Raw genomic sequence first — 21,332 nt, forward strand, 5'->3', positions numbered from 1 at the left:
GTTAATTTGTTTCAGATCATTGCGTCAATTACAGCCTGGGCAGCAAAAATCCTGTTTTTTGCCTGAGTTTGGACCAGACTGCGGTTTCCATCCAATATTTCATCACTGAGTTCTAAATTTCTTCTGACAGGAAGACAATGCATTATTTTGGCCTGTTGGTTATTGGCTAATTTACTTTCTTTGAGCAACCAGTTTTCGTCTACTTTAAGAATTTTTCCATAAGGATTGAATGCACTCCAGTTTTTCACATATACAAAATCTGCATCTTCCAGAGCCTTTTTTTGATTGTATTCAATGGTAGCTCCCTGGGTAAATTGTTCATCAAGTTCATAACCCACAGGATGGGTAATGGTGAGGTCATGCCCACATCCCAATGCCCATTCAGAAAATGAATTGGCAACGGCATGGGGGATGGATTTGATATGGGGGGCCCAGGTAAGAACCACTTTCGGCTTTCTTTTTTCCTGAAAACTTTCCCTGATACTAACCATGTCAGCCAGGCTTTGTAGCGGATGCCTGATGGCACTTTCCAGGCTGATCACAGGAATACCTGAATATTTGATAAACTGATTGATAGTGAAATCTTCTGTATCTTCTTCTTTGTTTGTCAAGGTGGGAAAAGCCCGAATGGCCAGCATGTCAAAATATCCGCCCAGGACAGCAGCGGCATCCTTGATGTGTTCCACTTTGTTTTTATTCATCAGTACCCCGTCCTGCATTTCCAGGGCCCATGTCTCTTTGTCCATGTTTAATACGAAGCTATCCACTCCAAGATTGGTAGCGGCCAATTGGGTGCTGACCCTGGTTCGCAAACTTGGGTTTAAAAAAATCAATCCTAGTCGCTTTCCCTGACCTTTTGTATTGTTTTTTAGGGGATTAGCCTTAAACTCCAGGGCCTTTTCGATCAATGTTTCGGCGATGGTTTTGTTTTCAAATTGGGTGAATCTATTCATTTTGTTAAACGGTCTCTTTCTGGTTGATGGTTGATTCCAGACTATTGATAAATAATTGCAACTCTTCCTGTTGAATACCAAGTGGGGGTAGCAGGCGAATGGTATGTTTTCCGGCGGCACTACCGGTAAATATGGCATGCTTCACCATAAGCTCAGAACGGTAGGCAGCAGCCTCTTGTTTCAAATCAAAGCCAATCATCAAACCTTTTCCTCTCACGCTGGTAATTTCAGACGAGACCCTGGTCAATGCCTCGATCAGTGAACTTCCCTGTGAAGCTGCGTTTTCCATAAGGTTTTCAGACTCCATGACTTCAAGTACAGCCAACCCTGCCGCACAGGCGAGTTGGTTGCCGCCAAAGGTCGTTCCCAACATCCCATATTTTGCCTGAATATCAGGATGGATCAGAACCCCGCCTATGGGGAAACCGTTGCCCATGCCCTTGGCCATGGTGATTAAATCAGGCTCCAGACCTTCTGTCCATTGGTGGGCAAAAAATTTACCTGTCCGGCCATGTCCAGCCTGTACCTCATCCAAAATCAATTTGGCACCGTATTGTCTGGCCAACCTGGCCAAACCTGTCAAAAAATCCGATTCGGCCACCTGAATTCCATTTACCCCTTGTATGGCCTCAACAATAATCGCCGCAATATCTTTGCTTTTGAGTTGCTTTTCTACTCCGGCTAAATCACCGGACCTTTCGAAATACACCTGGTGGCCAGCATTGAAAGGAGACATAATATTTGGGTTGTCGGTAACGGCTACAGCTCCGGAAGTTCGACCATGAAAAGCACCTTTAATAGCAATCACACCTGATTTTCCTGTGGCAAAAGAGGCCAATTTGAGTGCGTTTTCATTTGCTTCTGCGCCGGAGTTACACAAGAATAGCTGGTAATCAGGCAGTCCGGATAATTTACCTAATTTTCCTGCGAGATCTTTTTGAATCGGAATATTTACCGAATTGGAATAAAAGGCAATTTTTCCCAATTGTTCGTTTATCCGGGAGACAAAATGAGGATGGCTGTGTCCAATAGAAATCACCGCATGGCCACCATACAAGTCCAGGTATTTCCGGCCTTCCCGGTCCCAAATATAAACCCCTTCCGCCTTTTCGGGCGTCACATTCATCAACGGGTAGACATCAAATAATTGCATTTTTTTGTATAAGTTTAAGTGGGGGATAAGAGCCTTTCCGCTCTATTTACTATGGCCGTAAATCATTAAAATGCAACGCTTTTTAATTGCAAGCCTGCTTTTTCCTCCAATCCAAAGGCAAGGTTCATGTTTTGCACTGCCTGACCAGAGGCCCCTTTCAATAAGTTATCAATAGCTGCATAGGCCACTAGTTGACCAGCTTCCTTTTTAAGATGCACCAGGCATTTATTGGTGTTGACTACCTGCTTGAGGTCGATATCATTTTTACTGACATGGGTATAGGCAGCATTCTGATAAAAATCCCCGTAAACCTGATAAGCCTCCTCCAAAGAGCCTTCAAATGGAAAATAGGCTGTTACCCAAATTCCTCTGGTGAAATTTCCCCTGTAGGGTACAAACAGCACCTGCTGATCAAAACCTGTATTCAGCTTGCCAAAAGTCTGATTGATTTCTTTGAGGTGCTGGTGGGTAAAAAGCTTATAGACCGATACGTTTTGGTTTCTGTGACTGAAATGCGTGGTTGCACTTAAGCTTTTCCCGGCCCCGGTGCTGCCGGTAATTCCCGATACATGCAGGTTGTCCTGAACCCATCCCTGTTTAATGGCCGGAGCCACTGCCAATTGTATGCATGTGGCAAAGCATCCCGGGTTGGCGATTTTTAAAGCCTGCTGAATTTGATCTTTATTGGTTTCAGGCAAGCCGTATACAAAACCGTTTGACTCATCCCTGAAATCCGTACTCAGGTCGATAATCACGGTCTTTTCAGCAAAGGATTGTTTTTCCAGAAATGGTCTTGCTTCTCCATGAGGCAAACAAAGAAAAACCAGGTCCAGGTTTTTGCTGTCAACCTGGTCTGTGAATACAAGAGAGGCATCACCGATCAGATCCGGGTGGACCTCCTCCAGTTTTTTGCCTTTTTGGCTGTTGCTGTGAATCCAGACAAGTTCAACTTGAGGATGGTGCACCAATAGCCTTACCAATTCACCGCCTGTATACCCGGCCGCACCTACAATTCCCGTTCTAATGGTCTTCATGAGCATGATTTTGATTAACCTGATGAAAAATAGCTGTCTGGTTGCCAAATATTTTGGTGAACCCCTTGACATCCTCTGCGGTATAACCTTTGTTCATTTCCCCATAACTCCCAAATTTGGAGGACATCAGGTCATGTTTGGAGTGGATACCAATCATACTGAAGCGGTAGGGGTGCAGCTGAATTTTGACTTCCCCGCTAACGTAGCTTTGGGTGCTGGCCATAAAACTTTCCAGATTGCGCATGACCGGATCCAGGTAATGACCCTCATGGAGGTGGTTGCCATAGAATTCTGCAAGCTGATTTTTCCAGTACCCCTGCCATTTGGTAAGGGTATGTTTTTCCAATAACTGGTGGGCTTTGATGATGAGCATGGGTGCGGCGGCTTCAAAGCCAACCCTTCCCTTGATTCCAATGATGGTATCCCCCACATGGATGTCCCTGCCTATACCAAAAGGTCCTGCTATTTCCTGAACCTTTAAAATGGCTTCTACAGGATGGCTGAACAATTGCCCGTTAACCCGCGTTATTTCTCCTTTTTCAAATCCAATGCTGATGGTCTCGGGATCAGTTTTGCTCACCTGCGTAGGATAAGCTTCCTCTGGCAAGGCCTGATCGGATGAAAGGGTTTCTTTTCCTCCTACTGAGGTGCCCCAGATGCCCTTATTAATGGAATAAGCAGCTTTTTCAAAATTCATGCTTACTCCGTGCTTCTTCAGGAAGTTTATTTCTTCTTCCCTGCTAAGTTTGAGATCTCTTATAGGAGTAATGATTTCCACATCCGGGAGGATGGTTTGGAAAATCATGTCAAAGCGCACCTGGTCATTACCTGCACCCGTACTTCCGTGTGCGATACAATTGGCTCCAATACTTTTTGCATGTTCGGCCAGGGCCTTGGCCTGCAAAATTCGCTCTGCACTTACAGAAAGGGGGTAGGTTTGGTTTTTCAATACATTACCGAAAATCAAGTATTTAATGACCTCATCATAATACGTTCTGGTCACATCCAGAACTTTAAATGAAGCTACACCTAATTTTTCGGCCCTTTCCCCGATGCCTTTTAATTCTTCCTTTTCAAAGCCTCCGGTATTTACCAATACAGCGTGCACCTCGTACCCTTTTTCCTTAGTTAAATGGATGGCACAAAATGTAGTATCCAAACCTCCACTGTATGCTAAAACTACTTTTTTCATATGTTTATAATTGTTCTTTAAAGATCATAACTTTTCAAAAACCAAAGGTCGCCACCCTTCGGGAGTATCTCGCACGTTTTAGTATCATCCCTATGTGTGCCTTTCTAGTCATGCTCGATTTCCTGTGATTGATTGCCTTTTAGATGATTGTTGAGATCCAATAATAGCCTAAGAAGACTGGTTTACTTTATCTTTGACTTTTGCCAGCGCATTTTTCCCCTTGGCAATATTAAGAAACATGGCCCGTTTGATCTTGATCAATCGCTCAAAAAGACTGAGATTCTTATTAAATTGAGCCGAAAGTTTCTTTTGTTCCGCTTTTTTTACGCTTTTTGGCTCATAAAGCATGGCTGTACAAAGGCAATTGGATCTGTTTTTACTTGTAAGGATAGGATAATTTACACAGCTTTGACAGCCTTTCCAGAAATCGTCATCTGTAGTAAGGTCCGAATAGCTGACGGGATAATATCCGAGTTCTGAGTTGATTTTCATAACAGCAGCCCCTGTGGTGAGGCCAAATATTTTGGCATCAGGATACTTCTTTCTGCTGAGTTTGAATACCTCTCTTTTTATTTCCCTGGCCAATCCGTGTTTTCTGAATTCAGGTGACACGATTAATCCGGAGTTGGCTACAAATTTCCCATGACCCCAGGCCTCAATATAGCAGAATCCTGCCCACTGGCCGGAAGCAGTAAGGGCAATGACCGCCTTGCCTTCTTTCATTTTCGTTTTGATGTACTCAGGAGACCGTTTGGCTATTCCTGTACCCCTTGCCTGAGCTGAAAGTTCCATTTCTTCAGTGATGGTTTCAGCATATTGGCAATGTTCTTCGCCGGCAGGTTTAATGATAAATTTTTGATTGGCCATTGTATCAATTGTTTGGACTCATGGTTATCATAATTACAATAATTACGCGTGCCCTTGAGCCCTTAGAAAGATGGTTTGATTGTTAATAAATATGGTCGATAAATACGTATCTCCGTAGGATACATTAAAAATTAAATAGGGACTATGCCCTAAATACTGCCCTGAGGGTTTTTTTCGAAAACAATATCGGATACCCAAAAAGATTGTTATGGGCAAGGTAGGGATTGTAGTTTATGTGTGCTTCTTTTTTCATCGTAAACCATACAAATATTTATTTTTTTAATGAAAAATACAAATGTTGGTACACAATAATTTGCAATCTGCTTTTTTTGGTATTCCATTTTTTGAGATGTCTGGCTTTTCCGCTTTACCCAATTCCAAGTTATATCCGAAAACTGACAAAATAAAATGCTTTATTTTGATTATTTTAAGATAGGAATTAAATAAAATAGGAAATTTTTTTTATTTTTCTATTATAATTGACTTTAGCCTGTTTTTTGTTGTAAAAGAAAACGAACCAAAAAACTATATAAAAATGGCAAAATGTTTCGCACTAATGGGTTGGAGTTTGCCCGTAATAGAAAGTATGCAAAAACTCAACAAACCTTATGTTGTAGTATCCTACCCGGATTTTGAAGGCTATGCCAAAGAACACAATATTCCTTTCGTTTCTTATCAATTTGATGAATGGAGCGATTCTTCCAATTCTTTGGACCTGAAGGCTAAGTTGGATGAATTTGGTGCTGATGTTGCCGTACCTCTTTTTGAGGAAACTGTAGAATGGGCGGGAGCTTTAAATTCTCTTTACAGAGACGACCCAAGGGTGCTAAACAGGGCCTTTTTGTTTAGAAATAAGGCCATGATGAAGCGAAAAGCACTAATTGGTGGACTTCGTGTAGGGTTGTTTGAAGAAGTTTATAGTAAAGAAGGCGTTTTGAATTTCATGGAAAGGCTAAACCAGGCCAACCTTCAGATAGATGGGGAAGAAGATAGCTGGGTACATATAAAACCTTTTGCATCAGCTGGAACAGTAGGTCACCGTTTGCTGCGATCCAAACAGGATGTTGAAAACAAATGTGTTGACGAAGATTTCCCCTGCCTTGCCGAGAGTCATCTTCCGGGAAAAGAGTTTTCCTGTGAGGCGTTTATTCACGGGGGTAAAATCAGATTTTTAAATATCACAGAATATGTAAAACTGGGTTACAGCAATTTTATTCCTGAAGGCAATTACCTGCATACCAAAAGGGATAAAATAATGAAAGAAATGCAAAAGCTGGTGGATATTTTTGGTATTCAGTATGGAATGATCCATCCGGAATGGTTTCTGACCGAAAATGATGAGATCAGCTTTGGTGAAACTGCCTGCAGAATTCCCGGTGGCCATATATTGGAACTTTGTGGTAAGGCCTATGGTTTTGATGCCCTGGCCGCTTTTGTCCTTTGTCACGATCCGGATTTAACGGAAGAGGATTTAGCAGAAATTTTACCACCTTTGGATGCCAGGCCTAAGGAATTTTATGGAAATGTAATGATTTATCCCCATAAAAATCAGATCTCCAAACTGATTATACCGGAGGAGTTAAAAGAAGAGTCTTATTTTCTGGACCATAATTTGATACCTCCCATGACCACACAAAAAATCAGCGACAGAGAGGGGTTTGGAAATCATTTCGGAACTGTTAATTTTAAGGGAGAAGATCCGGACAGGATGACGGAACTATTACTCCACTATGAAAATGTGGATTTTTATCATTAATCAGTAATAATTAATAGGTAGTATTTGATAATCTGGTGATTAATTTCGTCATTATGTAAATCAGGTAGAAAAAATATTGACAGCTAAGTTTGTCAATATTTTTTCTTTTCACAATTATAAATATTTTAAGTGTTAAACCATTCATGCAAAATCAGGAGATAGTAGAGAGAAGCCAGGAGCTTTTTGAGGAGTTATTCAAAGAATACAAAGAAGCTACAGCGCTGACCAGTAACCAAAAAGCTCAGAAAATCATGGGGCAATTGGATACCTGGTGTGATAGTGAGGAAGGAATATCCAGGATTTACGAAAATATTCCAAAATTGGTGAGTGCAGGCATTTTAAAAGATTCACCCTGGGAGCATCCGGGAAAATTGGTTCCTGCTTTGGTCAATGGCACTTATAAAAGTGGACACCCCAATTCCACCATTGAATTGCTCAGTGAGCTTAGGATGCTGGCCATTGCGAAAGGTAAAATGAAATCGGAAGAAGTTAGTGCCACCGAAGCCGAAAATTTTGTTCAGGAGGTAATCGTTTACAATCTGGAATTTGTTTTCAATGAGCCTCAGGAAGAAACCCGGTTGGTAATGAGTGGGCATGAGTTGAAAAAAGTGCATTCTCTATTTCTCTTTTTATCCAATAGTGTCAAACTTTCGAAAGTCAAATCAAAGCTTGCGGAGGAATTGAAATTGATCTGTGAGCAACGTCCGGTGGTTACAGAGAAACAACGAAGGATCATCGCCTTGGTGAAAGAAAAAATTGAATTGGACCCCAATGACCCTGCAGATGAAGATTTGTTGGCATTTCAAAGGAGCATTTACCGACCTACCGAAAGAACAACTGGCAAAACTTTTCAGAAATACCGGCAGGATTTGGATAAACTAACCATTGAAGAACTTGAGTTTGAAGCGAAGGAAATGGGAAAAGTGATGTTGCAATTTGGCCTGGTTAGTCAATACCATGCGGTCTTATTGCTTCATCTTGTCAGAAAAGAATTGTATGAACTGGTACCTCCATGTTTTGCTTTAAGTGCGGCAGGTGAAGCCAGGTATCACGAATACAGGGATTTTGTGAGTTTTTTAATTGTCCAGGTAATTGATCCCTTCAATGCACAATGCTTATATGGGCTTGCCAAAATGCTTGAAAACGGAGTATTGGCCAGAGAAGCTGTACGTTCGGGCTTATTTAACCTTTCCAAGATAATCATTCATCCGGAGGTAGTCAAAAGAATCTTGAAATCTACCAGGACACCACACGAAAAAGTAACGCCCAAGCAATACCTTATCGGGGCACTTTTCAGGATATTGGGTCAGCCACTTGGCGTAGGTCAAGGTAATAATCCTACCTGTCAGAGTGCCAGGGGTATCAGCATGTGGAGTCAACATGCACCGGCCAAATTGATCCATATGGTGCAAACAGCAGCGGAATATGATGACCTATCCTTCAGGTTTGAAGGGCAGGAAGTGAAATATTCTCAAACGCAACCGGGATTGGTACAGGTTCTGGACCATCATCTGGATGCCGTGTCCGTCACCTTGGTTCCCATGCTTGACAGGATTTATAACGACATGATGTTGAGGGCTTCTGGAAGAGGAGAGGATCCGCACAAGTGGGTCAACCCAGCCCTGTATGGCCAATGGATTCAGATTGGCTTTGCCTCAGCATACGATTATCTGTACAATGCCATCATTGATTTTGATGGATTTGTCAGGGTATTCTATTCCATGTTTCATCCAAAATACAACGGAGGTCACAGGATGGTGTATCCAAATCCGGTCGGAATTTTCGTTACCACCGCAAAAGGCGATATGTTGGGCTTTCATGCTGTTTCTTTGCTCCGCATAGATAAAGACAATAATGGTGAATTGCGGGCATATTTTCTCAATCCGAATAATGAAGGCCGGCAAGATTGGGGGCAGGACATCAAACCTTCTGTTTATGGAAAAGGTGAAATTCACGGTGAATCTTCACTTCCGTTTCACCAATTTGCCGCCAGGACTTATGCCTTTCACTACAATAACCTTGAAGCAGCGGGTATGATGAACAATGTGCCCGCAAAAGAAGTTGAAAAAGTAAAAAAACTGGCAAAAGAAAGTTGGGGAAAATCTTATACCTGGTTAGAAACCAAAAGAAAATGGTAAGACACTCATCAAGAATAGAATTAAAACAATCTGCTTATAAAAGTAATATCAATTTTATCAGGAAGAAGATAGGCGAAAAGCCTATCCTCTCTTCTGTTGTTAAGGCCAATGCCTACGGACACGGGATTGAATCTTTCGTGCCTATGGCAGAAAAGTGCGGTATCAATCACTTTTGTGTGGCCTCCTCATTCGAAGCCGAACAAGTTTTGCGGGTTTGCAAAAAGGAGAGTCATGTGGTGATTATGGGTATCATCTATCAAGAGGATATACCATGGGCTATAGAGAATGATATTGGCTTTTTTGTATACAATTATGACAGGTTACCGGTAGCCCTTGAGGCAGCCAAAAAGGTAGGCAAACCTGCCAGAGTACATGTAGAAGTAGAAACAGGAGCCAACAGGACTGGAATGCATGAGAAAGAATTTCCAAAAGCTTTGACATTTTTGAAAAAAAATACGGAATGTATTTACTTTGAAGGTCTTTGTACTCATTTTGGAGGAGCGGAAAGTATTGCCAACCAGTTCAAAATTGACATGCAGCACAAGCGGTATAAAGCAGCCCTTAAAATATGTAAGGAAAAGAATATTCTTCCAGAATTACGCCACATTGCTTGCTCTGCAGCGGCCCTTGCCATGAAGGATACTGTTTATGATATGGTACGCATAGGAGTGGCACAGTATGGTTTCTGGCCAAGCCCTGATGTATATTTTGCCCATCTCCATGAAACCAACAAAAAATCCGACACTTCGCTTAAGCGGATTTTTAGCTGGAAAACCGATGTAATGGATATCAGAAAGGTGGATCAGGGAGAGTTTATTGGATACGGAACGGCTTTTCAAGCCACACAGCCCATGACAGTTGCCGTTTTACCATTGGGATATTCCAATGGATATCCCCGGGCTTTGTCCAATAGGGGGCAGGTGTTGATAAAAGGCAAAAAGGCTCCGATAGTTGGCCTGATCAATATGAACTTGTTTATGGTGGATATCACCCATATTCCAGAAGTAAAGGTAGGAGACGAAGTGGTGTTGATTGGAAGACAAAATAATAGTGTCATAAATGTTTCCAGTTTTACCAATGTCACTCAGTTGCTTAACAATGAAATGCTTAGCCGACTTCCTGCAGCCATACCAAGAACAGTGGTGAGGTAATGGATACAATCATATTAAATGTGGGTTTTTACCGAATCAATGTAAACAACTTTTCCGGTTCATCTGTAGTGATAAAGTCTACCTTCTGGTCCAGCAGCCAACGCATGTCCTCTTCCTTATTTACCGTCCAGGAATTTACGGTAAGGCCCAGTGATTGTGCTTCCTGAATCCAATGGGGATTTTCTTTCAGTTTATTGATATTATAATCAAAACCAAAAAATCCATCTTTTTTTAGATCGGCAGGAGTTTTGTCTCCGGTCAGGTAGGCCACATTGGCATTGGGATCCATTTCCAGTACTTTTAAACCAATGTCATAGTCAAAAGTAATATAATCAACCCATTTCTCAGCCCCTAATTTTTTTACCAATTCCACAGATTTAGCGGCAAGTCGCTGCCCTCTCTCTTTGGATATCCCGGAAGGTTTAATTTCAAAGATCAGCCTGGTTTTATGTTGCATCATGCCATGTTTGATGTAGGCTTCGACAGTAGGTATTTTCTCTCCATTGGGCAGGGGGAATTCCAGCAATTGTGCATAGGTCACTTCTTCGATCTTCATGCCGTCATGATCAGCATCATGATTGGCCACCAGCACCCCATCGGCAGTCATCCATACATCAAATTCTGATCCTTCACATCCCAGATCTATGGCTTCCTGTAATGAGGCCAGTGAATTTTGGGGATGGGAATTGGCCTTCCAGGCACCTCTGTGGGCGATGACCTTGTTTTTTAGAAATTCCATATTTTGAGCTTTACAAAATAAAATACCAGTACAAATAAAACATACCGTAAATAAAGTTTTGTAGATCATGTCAGTTTATCAGTTTAAAAGAATGGATCGCTGCAATATTCGAAAAGAAAAATAAAACCACAAGACAATCGGGTGAAATAACCATTAAATAATAAATCACCCGGAAAATTTTATTCCCAAATACCTTTCGGTACGATTTCCAGCACATGGCCAAAAGGATCTTCAAAATAAATGCTGTTCTGATTATTTCCCCAGTCCTGGGTATGGGTAATGGCAATGCCCTTCTTGATCAGCAGGTCTTTTGTTTTCTGGAAGTCTCCGGGCAGCACTTCAAATGCAAGGTGCTGCTTGCCATAGGCAAAATGTGGGGGTAATGTGGATTCTTCTTTGGTGACCTCAGGCAAAAAACAAAGCAAAACACTTTTGCCGCATCTGAAAAAAACATGTCTTTTCTCCACTATTGAAATCAAGGGCATTTCCAGTAATCCCTGGTAAAATTCAACTGCCTTTTGAAGGTCGTCAATATACAAGCAGGTTTCTTTAATACCGGTGTAGGGAATCATGCTATTCAGGTCCTAATGGAATGGTTGTTTTCCAAATAAAAAGATTGTAAGATGTATTGAAGTTGTTCGTATTCTATCAGGAAGGCATCATGTCCATAAAGGGAACTGATCTCCCGGTAGGTTCCCTTGGGTACATGAAGACTGATAAACCGGGACTCTACGAAGGTAAACAACAGGTCCGTATCAATCCCAATGGAGAGTACCTTGCATTGGATTTTGGCCAAAGCCGCTGCAGTCCCCCCTCTGGCTCTTCCCAGGTCATGGCTATCCATGGCTTTGGATAGTGTCCAGTATGAGAGGGCATTGAACCGGTTTGCCAATTTCATACCCTGATAGCGCAGGTAACTGCTGATTTTGAAGTTATCCCTTTTTTCCTCGGTTTCACTTTGATGCTGAATAAATGTCTGTGGATGCCTGTAGCTGAGCATGCCTATGGCCCTGGCTGTTTCCAAACCTTTTTTTCCCGCTTTAGCATCCATGCTGCCCCAGGTTTGGTCAGATTCAATGGCCATCCTCTGTGTTTCATTAAAACCGATGATCCAGGGAGATGCTTTGGCATTTGAAGCGATGATAATGGCGTTATTTAGCCTTTCTTTCAAAGTATAGGCCCATTCCAGGGCTACCTGACCACCTAATGATCCTCCAATCACCGTATCAATTTGATCCAGGCCCAGGTGAAGCCTCAACTTATCCATGGAAGCAGCGATATCCCGGGTAGTAAGGTTTGGGAAATCGTAATAATAGGGTTTCCCTGTTCCGGGATTAACACTCAGGGGCTGCGTTGACCCATAACAGGACCCCAGGAAGTTGGCGCAAATGATGAAATGACGGGAAGGATCATAGAATTTATCCTCACCGATCAAGCCGGCCCACCATTCCTGAGGGTTGGCATCACCTGTAAGGGCATGCAAGACCCAGACAACATTGTCTTTTTTGTCATTAAGTTGTCCCTGGGTAGTAAAGCTCAACTGGAATTCGGGCAATATTTCTCCTGATTCCAAATGGAGGGCTTCCTTGCAATAGAAAATCTCTTGGGTCATTTCAATAGACAAATGCGGCGATTGGAGGTTCATTTTAACAACTATATTTTATCAAATGCAGCACTTAGGTCTGCTTTCAGGTCATCTAAGTGCTCTATACCACAAGAAATTCTCAACATGGTAGGCGTCACTCCCGCGGCCAGCTGAGCTTCATCTGAAAGTTGCTGGTGGGTGGTAGCCGCTGGCTGAATGATCAGCGTTTTGGCATCTCCGACATTGGCCAAATGGGAAATCAATTCCAGATTGTTGATAAAGCCAGAGGCGGTTTCTTTTTCCCCTTTCAATTCAAAACTCAAAACTCCTCCATATCCATTTGGGAGGTATTTTTTTGCCAATTCATGGTATGGACTGGAGGGCAGCCCCGGGTAATTTACTTTCTTGACCTTGGGGTGTTTCTCCAACCATTGCGCAAGGGCCAGTGCATTGTCTACAGTCCGCTGTACTCTTAAAGAAAGGGTCTCCAGGCCCTGGATTAGCAGGAAGGAATTGAAAGGGCTGGGTGCCGGACCAAAGTCCCTAAGTCCTTCCACCCTTGCACGGATGGCAAAGGCCACATTGGGCATGCCCAGGGGGTTGTCATAGCCAAAGGTTTCCCAGAAATTAAGGCCATGGTAGCCCTCAGAAGGCTCGGAGAACTGAGGGAATTTTCCATTTCCCCAATTGTAATTTCCACCATCTACGATGATCCCCCCAATGGATGTGCCATGGCCGCCAATCCATTTGGTGGCAGAAGATGTGACAATATTCGCACCATGCTTAATGGGCTGGCAGAGATATCCGCCTGCTCCAAAGGTATTGTCGACTACCAGCGGAATGTCATATTTTTTGGCCAAAGCAGCAACCGCTTCAAAATCCGGAACATTGAACTCCGGGTTGCCAATGGTTTCAACATATATGGCTTTGGTGGTACTGTCAATTTTTGCTTCCAGGTCAGCCGCTTTGTCGGATTTCGCAAATCTGGCTTCAATCCCTATCCTTTTAAAGGATACCTTGAATTGATTGTAGGTACCTCCATATAAAAAGGGAGAAGTAACGAAATTATCACCTACTGTAAGGAAGTTATTCAAAGCCAAAAACTGAGCTGCCTGCCCAGATGCAGTAGCCACAGCAGCAACCCCGCCCTCTAAAGCTGCCATTCTTTTTTCGAATACATCTGTGGTAGGATTCATAATCCTGGTATAGATATTTCCAAATTCCTTTAAGGCAAAGAGATTGGCCCCATGATCTGCTGAATTGAAAACATAAGACGTGGTCTGGTAAATGGGCACTGCCCTTGAATTGGTCGTTGGATCGGCTTCCTGACCGGCATGAATCTGTAATGTTTCGAAACGATAATCTTTTGACATGTTTGTTGTGTTTTAGGTTTATTTTTTTGATTACATAGCTATAAATATACTAAATGCATCAGGTAATTGCCTTAAGCCGGAAGCAAAGGCATGAGATGCTCACCTGAGCACTAGAATCGCAGTGAATACCTGGGAAGAAATTTTTGGAATTTTTATCCTTGAATAAATATAAAATTGAACTCATTCTATAGAATTTATATTTCCAAATGAAACTGTTTTCATCTGGCAGGAATTGGCACCTTGGATTTTCCAGGTTGCCAGAGGGTCACCGAGCCTGTCTCTTACCTCTTCTATATAAATCCTTTGTACCGTAAAAAGTAAAAGGATGCTGCAAAATAAGCTTAGATTGGTATATTTTCCAATAGATCCCTGCGATTTTTTCTTTTATTGAAACAAAATCACAGGAATTCAGTGAGATAAATTGATGGTAAAGTATCTATACCTTATGCTGACAAGCCTGATTTGGCTTTTTTTAAACATGGAAGCCTTTTCTCAGGGGCTTTCCCGAATTGGACTGGATGGGCAAAGGGCTTGGATCATTCCGCACTCAGCGGAGTTGGTTCCTATATCTCAAAGCCATCCGCAGGGATTTCAATTCAATTGGGAATATCTTCCAATGAATAAAACTGCCTGGGAGAATTGCAATTGTTTCTATTACTGGGGTGGCACCATTGGTTATACCAATTTTAATCATCCCACAGTTTTGGGAAATGCCTATTTTTTATCCGGATATTTTGAACCCATTTTATGGAGGCGAAAAGATTGGCAAATCAGCCTAAGGGGAGCTATGGGCGTCACCCACCTAACCCGGGTTTTTGATGCCAACACCAATCCCCAAAACACCTTCTTTAGCAGTCCAATAAGCTTTTTATTATCTGTAAGCCCCAAGGTGAACTTCCAGCTGAATGAAAATTGGTCGGTAAATGCCGGCTTCAACTATAACCATATATCCAATGGCGGCCAGCGGCAACCCAACCGAGGTATGAATTTTCCGGGTTTTGGACTTGGCCTAACTTATTGGCTTTCAGCTGATGATTTTCCAGAGTTTGAAAAACCCCCATTTGAATCCCGCAGCTATTTTATTCTGGAAGGTTTTGGCACTTTCAGGGATAACCCCGCTGGTTCTGGAAGACTTCCTGCAATTGGTATTACAGCCGATCTGATGTATGGAATTTCCCGGATCAATAATCTCGGTATAGGACTGGAAAGTACCTGGGATCAGTCACTACGCAGCTCCGGGCAGGGATTCGGTTTTCTTCCGGCCCTATTTATTTCCCATCACCTGACTTTTGGGAAAATGGATTTTAGCCAACGCATGGCCTATTATCTCAGCAAGCCTGATGGATATCAGGAAGGCAAGCTGTTTTACCAGCGGTATTCTTTATCTTATCAGTTTGAGACCGGGTTTCGATTTGGGGCAGACATGAAAGTTCATGGCCATGTCGCTGAAAACATCGGTTTCAGGGCAGGATGGTTGTTTTAAAACGAATGTGTTTACCGTACAAAGTGAATTCCAACCAAAAAAATTTTTGAAATTTGATCCGATTCAGATCTTTAATAACTTTCATCCGTTATACAAATGGGTTTTACCATACATCATAAAAAATTCGACAATTGTTAGTATCCATCTTATGAAAATACATCTTAAACATTATTTTTATACCCTGTTTATGGGTATCTTCTTTTTTGTCGGCACGTCCTTTGGATTTGTCGTGGAAAGTGACAGTATCAAAACACCGGATAACTGGTTTTTACTTGATCCATTGGAAGATGGATTTATGGGAACCGGTGCAGAAAAAGCTTATGACCTGATCTTAAAAAATAAATCACCCAAACAGACGGTAGTAGTTGCAGTGATTGATTCCGGAATTGATCTGGAGCATGAGGACCTGGAAGGAAAAATCTGGGTAAATAAAGGAGAAATCCCTGGAAATGGTATTGATGACGATGGGAATGGTTACGTGGACGATGTAAACGGGTGGAATTTCATCGGTGGACCTGATGGAAGCCATGTGGATGCAGATTCTCATGAATTGACCCGTGAATTCGTCAGGCTAAAGGCAAAATACGGAGAAATGGAGCAGGATGAGGTAAAAAGAAGAGACAGGGAAGAATTTGCCTACTGGAATCGGGTGAAAGCCAATTTTGAGGAGAGCCAGAAAGAAGCTGAAATGAACTTTAACATGTATTCCAATATGATGAAGGGCTTTTCCGGGATGGCAGAATTGCTCAAAGAGAAATTTGAATTGGATAATTTTCGAAAAGCTGACCTGAAAGATTTTGACACCTCGGACGAGAAAGTAGCAACTGCAGTGGACATGATGAATCAATTGTTTTCCATGGTAAACATGCAGGATCCTGGAATCAATGAAATTCTGGGAATGTTAGAAGAGGCAGTTGAACATTATAAAGTTCAAGCCGAATATGCTTACAATACTGATTTTGATCCAAGGGATATAGTCGGTGATGACCCCGATGATTATAAGGAAAAATATTATGGCAACAATGACCCCACAGGTCCAGACCCATCACATGGTACACATGTGGCCGGTATCATAGCAGCCAACAGAGGCAATAACATTGGTGTGGATGGGATAGCTGAGCATGTGTTGATCATGCCTATTAGAGCAGTGCCCAATGGGGACGAAAGAGATAAAGACATCGCCAATGCCATCCGTTATGCTGTGGACAATGGTGCCCATATCATCAACATGAGTTTTGGTAAATCTTATTCTCCCGGGAAAAAACAGGTAGATAAATCAGTAAAATATGCTGCCAGAAAAGGAGTATTGCTGATCCATGCGGCCGGCAACAGTTCCAAAGAGATCAATCCCGATAATAATTTTCCCAACCGCTGGTATGAGAGGAGAGGAGAATCCAACTCCTGGTTGGAAGTAGGAGCCTCATCTTCCCTGGATGGGGAGAACCTGCCTGCCGATTTTTCTAATTTCAGTAAGAAACGGGTTGATTTGTTCGCTCCGGGTGTGGATATTTATTCTACCGTTCCCGGTTCTGAATACAAATCCAACAGCGGCACAAGCATGGCTGCTCCCACAGTTTCCGGAGTGGCTGCCTTATTGCTGGCCTATTATCCGGATTTGAAAGCCAAAGAAGTCAGGTCAATATTAAGAAGTTCAGTTTACAAACCTGAAATAGTGGAAGTAAACCTCCCCGGAGAAGAAAAGACCACTCGCTTTGATGAGCTCAGTGATACGGGAGGTTTGGTCAATGCTTATCAGGCTGTTCAAATGGCAGAAAGCATGGAGAAGTAATAAACCTATTCTTCAATAAATGAAATCCTATCCCACCTATTTGGATCACAACGCCACCACTCCCTGCCACCCTACGGTGCTGGAAGCAATGATGCCCTATTTTGGGACTCATTTTGGCAATGCATCCAGTAGTCACCATCCATACGGATGGATGGCAGAGGAAGCTGTGGAAATGGCCAGGGAGCAGGTTGCCGAATTGATAGGTGCTCAGGCAAAAGAAATTGTATTTACGAGTGGAGCAACAGAAGCCATTAACCTGGCCATCAGGGGTGTGGCATGGGCAAATAAAGCCAAAGGAAACCACCTTATTACCCTAGAGACCGAACATAGTGCCGTTCTGGATACCATGAAATCACTTTCAAAGCAGGGTTTTGAGATCAGCTATTTGCCGGTGAATGAGGACGGTTTGGTATCTCAGGAATTGCTGAAAAAAACTTTCAGAAAAACCACCATATTGCTTGCTGCCATGTTTGCCAATAATGAAACCGGGCTCGTGTTACCTGTTGGTGAAATGGCCGCTATGGCCAAACAGAATGAGGTGCTTTTTTTTACGGACGGGGTGCAGGCTGTAGGTAAAATTCCAGTGGACGTCAGGGAGGCAGGCATTGACCTGATGGCCTTGTCCGCGCATAAAATGTATGGTCCCAAGGGAGTGGGCGCTTTGTATCTGCGAAAGTCTCAGCCACATATTGCACTGGAACCACAGATAACAGGAGGAGGGCAGGAGACCGGAAGAAGGAGTGGTACCCTTAACGTCCCGGGCATTGTAGGTTTGGGAAAAGCTGCGGAGTTGGCCTTGAATGAATTTCAGGAAGATGCACTCCGCCTTTCTGCTTTGAGGGATGAATTGGAAGAAGGACTGCTGCAAATTTCGGGGTCCGAAGTCAATGGGTCCAGGAAAAACAGGCTGCCACATGTAAGCAATATTTCTTTTAAAGGCATTCCCGGCAAGCCTTTTCTGCTCCGGATTAACAAGGGCCTTGCAGTGAGTTCAGGTGCAGCCTGTAGCAGTATTACCGACAAACCTTCGCACGTGCTTACTTCAATGGGTTTGGATGCTGAAACAGCAATGGCTACTTTGCGGTTTTCCCTGGGAAAATCTACCAACAGTGAAGACATTGCGCATGCCATTGATTGGGTTAGAGAAGTGCACAGGGATTTGAAGCAATCATCAGTGTCCTATAGTTAATGAAATAGCCATGTCAGAAAAAAACTTTTCCCATCTGGATAAAAAAACCGGAAATCCCAATATGGTGGATGTGGGAGAAAAACAACCCAGCCAAAGAACAGCCAGGGCTTCCTGCCGGGTGGTTTTGGGAGAAGAAATCATGCGGGAGCTGACAGCATCAGCTGACCTGATGACCAAAAAAGGCCCTGTTTTTCAAACGGCCATTATTGCCGGTACCATGGGTGCCAAACAAACTTCCAACCTGATTCCACTTTGTCATCCAATCGGATTGGATGATTGTAAGGTAAGCATTGATGTGTACAATGAATCAGAAGTAATCGTTCAATGTAGTGTGAGTGTATTTGGCAAGACTGGGGTGGAAATGGAAGCCATGACCGGTGTTTCCGTGGCAGCGCTGACCATTTATGATATGTGCAAAGGTTTCTCGCATGACATTAGGGTTAAAGAGATCAGATTAGAAGAAAAAACGGGAGGAAAACGTGATTTCAAAAGATAAACATCAAAAACATGCCAAGCTTGCCAAAGCGCAATTTGGAGATTTTGGCAGGCTTGAGCTGGGATTTTTAGGAACTTCCTGTAAGCTGATACAGGAAATGGCAAGGGATATTATCCATAAGCTTTCCCTTGATTTTGGTTTGGCTTATGTAGATGCGGACCATCAGGAGGGAGACCAGTTATTGGCCGGAGCAGGAGATCCCGATAGTCTGATGCAATATCCCGAGTTCATGGAAATGAGGGACAAAATTGTTTTCAAAAGATTGGACATGCGGTTGGAAGAAACCTCTGTTTTTGAGCAAAGAGAATGGCTCAACAGACAGGATTTGGTGTTGATCAATGCCAACCATTTCAAGGCTACTCACCAGGTACTGGTCATAGATCCCAAAAAACCTTTGGATAAAAAATTATCCAAATTAACCCAGGTAAGCCTTATTCTTTTGAAAGAGGGAGTAAGTGAAATACCTGAAGTGGTTAGGGAGCATTTGCCTAATTGGAAAGAAATTCCCGTTTTTGGAATCCAGGAGACAGATAGATTGGCAGGATTTGTAAAGGATTTTATCATTAATAACAGGCCAAAAGTAAACGGCCTGGTATTGGTGGGTGGTAAAAGTACCAGAATGGGCAGGGACAAATACAAGCTGGCCTATCATGGCAAAAGTCAAAAGGACTACATGATGGATTTACTTGCCCCTTTTTGTGATGCTGTTTACCTTTCCTGTAATCCGGACCAGGCTGGAGAATTTCAAAATTCCTATCCTCTGGTAACGGATACGGTTTTACATTTGGGTCCTTTTGGAGGATTGCTTTCGGCTTTTATGAAAGATCCCGATAAAGCATGGCTCACAGTGGCTTGTGATCTGCCTTTTTTGTCCGAAAAAACCATTCAATATTTGATAGCGCACAGAAATCCGTCCAAATTGGCCACCGCATTTTTGGATCCGAAAGGGGAATTTCCTGAGCCATTGGTTACGCTTTGGGAACCACGTGCCTACCCGGTAATGTACCGATTTTTAAGTCAGGGATACAGTTGTCCGCGTAAGGTGCTGATCAATTCGGCTATTGAATTACTTGAGGCACCGGATACTTCAGAGTTTCAAAACATCAATTACCCCGAAGATCACGAAGCGGCCATGACGGTACTGAAAAGTAAAAACCCCAAAATCTAGTCCTGTATTTCATTGACCCCAAAGCCAAAAATTTCAGGTATATTTGTGCCATGATAGATTTTAACCAGACAGGTAGATTGGTAATTACCTGTTATGATAGAAATGCCCCTTTTTTGGAATCGGAATTAATTGAGTTGGGTTTTGAACCTGAGGGAGTTTACCGAACGCATGTGGAATTAAAGGGCAGTTTGTATGATTGCCTTTTTTTAAACATGCACCTGAGAACGGCAAGTCATGTCTTATACGAAATTGATAGTTTTCCCCTGGACCACATTTCAAACCTGTATCCTATTGTAAAAGAGCTTCCTTGGGAAGATTATATTGATCCTGATGGATATTTTTCTGTAATCAGCAATGTACGGCATGAATCGGTGGATAATCCACTATTTGTCAATGTTAAAATCAAAGATGCCATTGCAGACCGGTTCCGGGAAAAATTTGGAGTCAGGCCTGATTCCGGCTCTGTACTCAATGAAGCTGTATTTCAGTTTTTCTGGAAAGGGGATGAAGCCAGCTTGTATATCAACACCAGTGGAGATACCCTGATCAAGCACGGATACCGGAAAATTCCCGGCACAGCGCCCATGATGGAGTCCCTGGCGGCGGCAACGCTGATTGCCTCTGGTTGGGACAGGAAAAGTCCCTTTATTAATCCTATGTGTGGAGCAGGTACCGTTGTCATAGAGGCAGTCATGATGGCTACGGATCGGTTTCCAGGTTTGTTCAGGGATGATTATGCGATGATGTATATCAAGGGCTATGATGCCGGGGTCTATTATGATTTAAAAAAGAAATTGCAGGCCAAAATCAAGGACAGGCCGGAATTGGTATTCATTGCCTCTGATATCAGCGAACGGGCGATTAATGCCAGCAGAGCCAATGCAAAGGCAGCAGGAGTGGAAGATTTAATTCAGTTTGAAACCTGTGATTTCAGAGATGCCAGCATACCAGAAACAGATAAGGGATCCTTGTTTTTTAATCCGGAATATGGAGAAAGGCTTGGCGAGGAAGAAAGCCTGGAAACGACTTACCGGGAGATTGGTGATTTTATGAAACAGCGCTGTGCAGGTTATACCGGTCTGGTGTTTACCGGAAACCTGGATTTGGGCAAAAGAATAGGATTAAAGCCGAAGCGTAGGATCCCCTTTTACAATGGGACCATAGATTGCCGGCTTCTGGTATTTGAGTTGTACAAAGGTAGCAGGCAGCCGGGAAAGGCTTCTTCCGTTGATGTCCCGAAATAATGGAAAATTAGAAGAGGTAAAA

General features: G+C 42.8%; 18 protein-coding genes and 1 riboswitch. Of the genes, 9 read left to right on the forward strand and 9 right to left on the reverse strand.

Annotated features, from left to right (window positions below; genetic code table 11):
- Positions 1-11 precede the first annotated feature (11 nt).
- From G9Q97_RS11550 to G9Q97_RS11570, 5 genes are all read right to left on the reverse strand, one after another.
- Positions 12-953: a Rossmann-fold NAD(P)-binding domain-containing protein gene (locus G9Q97_RS11550; protein ID WP_166146976.1), complete on the reverse strand. Its 942-nt coding sequence runs from the start codon at positions 951-953 to the stop codon at positions 12-14.
- Positions 954-957: 4 nt separating this feature from the next.
- Positions 958-2,106, reverse strand: coding sequence for an aspartate aminotransferase family protein (locus G9Q97_RS11555; RefSeq protein WP_166146978.1), 1,149 nt, complete (start codon positions 2,104-2,106; stop codon positions 958-960).
- A 65-nt stretch (positions 2,107-2,171) separates the two neighbouring features.
- The gene (gene argC, locus G9Q97_RS11560) at positions 2,172-3,140 is read right to left on the reverse strand and encodes an N-acetyl-gamma-glutamyl-phosphate reductase (RefSeq protein WP_166146980.1); all 969 of its coding nucleotides are present in this window, start codon (positions 3,138-3,140) and stop codon (positions 2,172-2,174) included.
- On the reverse strand, positions 3,127-4,332 hold the full coding sequence (gene argG, locus G9Q97_RS11565) for an argininosuccinate synthase (RefSeq protein ID WP_166146982.1): 1,206 nt from the start codon (positions 4,330-4,332) through the stop codon (positions 3,127-3,129). Before argG ends, argC begins: the two co-directional genes overlap by 14 nt.
- Before the next feature lie 168 nt (positions 4,333-4,500).
- Positions 4,501-5,199 (reverse strand): GNAT family N-acetyltransferase, encoded by a 699-nt coding sequence (locus tag G9Q97_RS11570; protein WP_166146984.1) that lies wholly within the window; start codon positions 5,197-5,199, stop codon positions 4,501-4,503.
- Between the two features lie 535 nt (positions 5,200-5,734).
- On the opposite strand from G9Q97_RS11570, the gene G9Q97_RS11575 reads away from it, so the two are divergent.
- The 3 genes from G9Q97_RS11575 (at position 5,735) to alr (ending at position 10,244) form a co-directional block, all read left to right on the forward strand.
- On the forward strand, positions 5,735-6,955 hold the full coding sequence (locus tag G9Q97_RS11575; RefSeq protein ID WP_166146986.1) for an ATP-grasp domain-containing protein: 1,221 nt from the start codon (positions 5,735-5,737) through the stop codon (positions 6,953-6,955).
- Between the two features lie 143 nt (positions 6,956-7,098).
- On the forward strand, positions 7,099-9,093 hold the full coding sequence (locus G9Q97_RS11580) for a hypothetical protein (protein ID WP_166146987.1): 1,995 nt from the start codon (positions 7,099-7,101) through the stop codon (positions 9,091-9,093).
- A complete protein-coding gene (gene alr, locus G9Q97_RS11585; protein WP_166146989.1) occupies positions 9,087-10,244 on the forward strand; it encodes an alanine racemase in 1,158 nt (385 codons plus the stop codon). Before G9Q97_RS11580 ends, alr begins: the two co-directional genes overlap by 7 nt.
- A 28-nt stretch (positions 10,245-10,272) precedes the next feature.
- Here the strand turns inward: alr and G9Q97_RS11590 are convergent, their stop codons facing one another.
- The 4 genes from G9Q97_RS11590 to G9Q97_RS11605 all read right to left on the reverse strand — a co-directional run bounded on the left by G9Q97_RS11590 (position 10,273) and on the right by G9Q97_RS11605 (position 13,941).
- Complete coding sequence (locus G9Q97_RS11590) at positions 10,273-10,983, reverse strand: glycerophosphodiester phosphodiesterase (protein ID WP_246255626.1); 711 nt, start codon at positions 10,981-10,983, stop codon at positions 10,273-10,275.
- A gap of 179 nt (positions 10,984-11,162) precedes the next feature.
- Positions 11,163-11,552 (reverse strand): VOC family protein, encoded by a 390-nt coding sequence (locus G9Q97_RS11595; protein WP_166147274.1) that lies wholly within the window; start codon positions 11,550-11,552, stop codon positions 11,163-11,165.
- A gap of 8 nt (positions 11,553-11,560) precedes the next feature.
- Positions 11,561-12,628, reverse strand: a complete 1,068-nt coding sequence (locus G9Q97_RS11600) for a homoserine O-acetyltransferase family protein (RefSeq protein WP_166146993.1) — start codon at positions 12,626-12,628, stop codon at positions 11,561-11,563.
- Positions 12,629-12,636: 8 nt separating this feature from the next.
- Complete coding sequence (locus tag G9Q97_RS11605) at positions 12,637-13,941, reverse strand: O-acetylhomoserine aminocarboxypropyltransferase/cysteine synthase family protein (RefSeq protein ID WP_166146995.1); 1,305 nt, start codon at positions 13,939-13,941, stop codon at positions 12,637-12,639.
- A 191-nt stretch (positions 13,942-14,132) separates the two neighbouring features.
- Positions 14,133-14,242, reverse strand: a riboswitch (SAM riboswitch).
- 123 nt (positions 14,243-14,365) lie between these two features.
- On the opposite strand from G9Q97_RS11605, the gene G9Q97_RS11610 reads away from it, so the two are divergent.
- The 6 genes from G9Q97_RS11610 (at position 14,366) to G9Q97_RS11635 (ending at position 21,310) form a co-directional block, all read left to right on the forward strand.
- Positions 14,366-15,424: an acyloxyacyl hydrolase gene (locus G9Q97_RS11610; RefSeq protein WP_166146997.1), complete on the forward strand. Its 1,059-nt coding sequence runs from the start codon at positions 14,366-14,368 to the stop codon at positions 15,422-15,424.
- 148 nt (positions 15,425-15,572) lie between these two features.
- The gene (locus G9Q97_RS11615) at positions 15,573-17,213 is read left to right on the forward strand and encodes a S8 family peptidase (protein WP_166146999.1); all 1,641 of its coding nucleotides are present in this window, start codon (positions 15,573-15,575) and stop codon (positions 17,211-17,213) included.
- Between the two features lie 19 nt (positions 17,214-17,232).
- The gene (locus G9Q97_RS11620; protein ID WP_166147001.1) at positions 17,233-18,402 is read left to right on the forward strand and encodes a cysteine desulfurase family protein; all 1,170 of its coding nucleotides are present in this window, start codon (positions 17,233-17,235) and stop codon (positions 18,400-18,402) included.
- 10 nt (positions 18,403-18,412) lie between these two features.
- Entirely contained in the window at positions 18,413-18,898 is a 486-nt protein-coding gene (gene moaC / locus G9Q97_RS11625; protein ID WP_166147003.1) for a cyclic pyranopterin monophosphate synthase MoaC, read from the forward strand.
- Positions 18,882-20,066 carry an NTP transferase domain-containing protein gene (locus G9Q97_RS25220; protein WP_222851977.1) on the forward strand — a complete coding sequence of 395 codons (1,185 nt, stop codon included), beginning with the start codon at positions 18,882-18,884 and terminating at the stop codon, positions 20,064-20,066. Before moaC ends, G9Q97_RS25220 begins: the two co-directional genes overlap by 17 nt.
- Positions 20,067-20,116: 50 nt before the next feature.
- Positions 20,117-21,310: a THUMP domain-containing class I SAM-dependent RNA methyltransferase gene (locus G9Q97_RS11635; RefSeq protein ID WP_166147005.1), complete on the forward strand. Its 1,194-nt coding sequence runs from the start codon at positions 20,117-20,119 to the stop codon at positions 21,308-21,310.
- The last annotated feature ends 22 nt before the right edge of the window (positions 21,311-21,332 follow it).

The organism is Cyclobacterium plantarum (assembly GCF_011290685.1).
Classification (GTDB): Bacteria; Bacteroidota; Bacteroidia; order Cytophagales; family Cyclobacteriaceae; genus Cyclobacterium; species Cyclobacterium plantarum.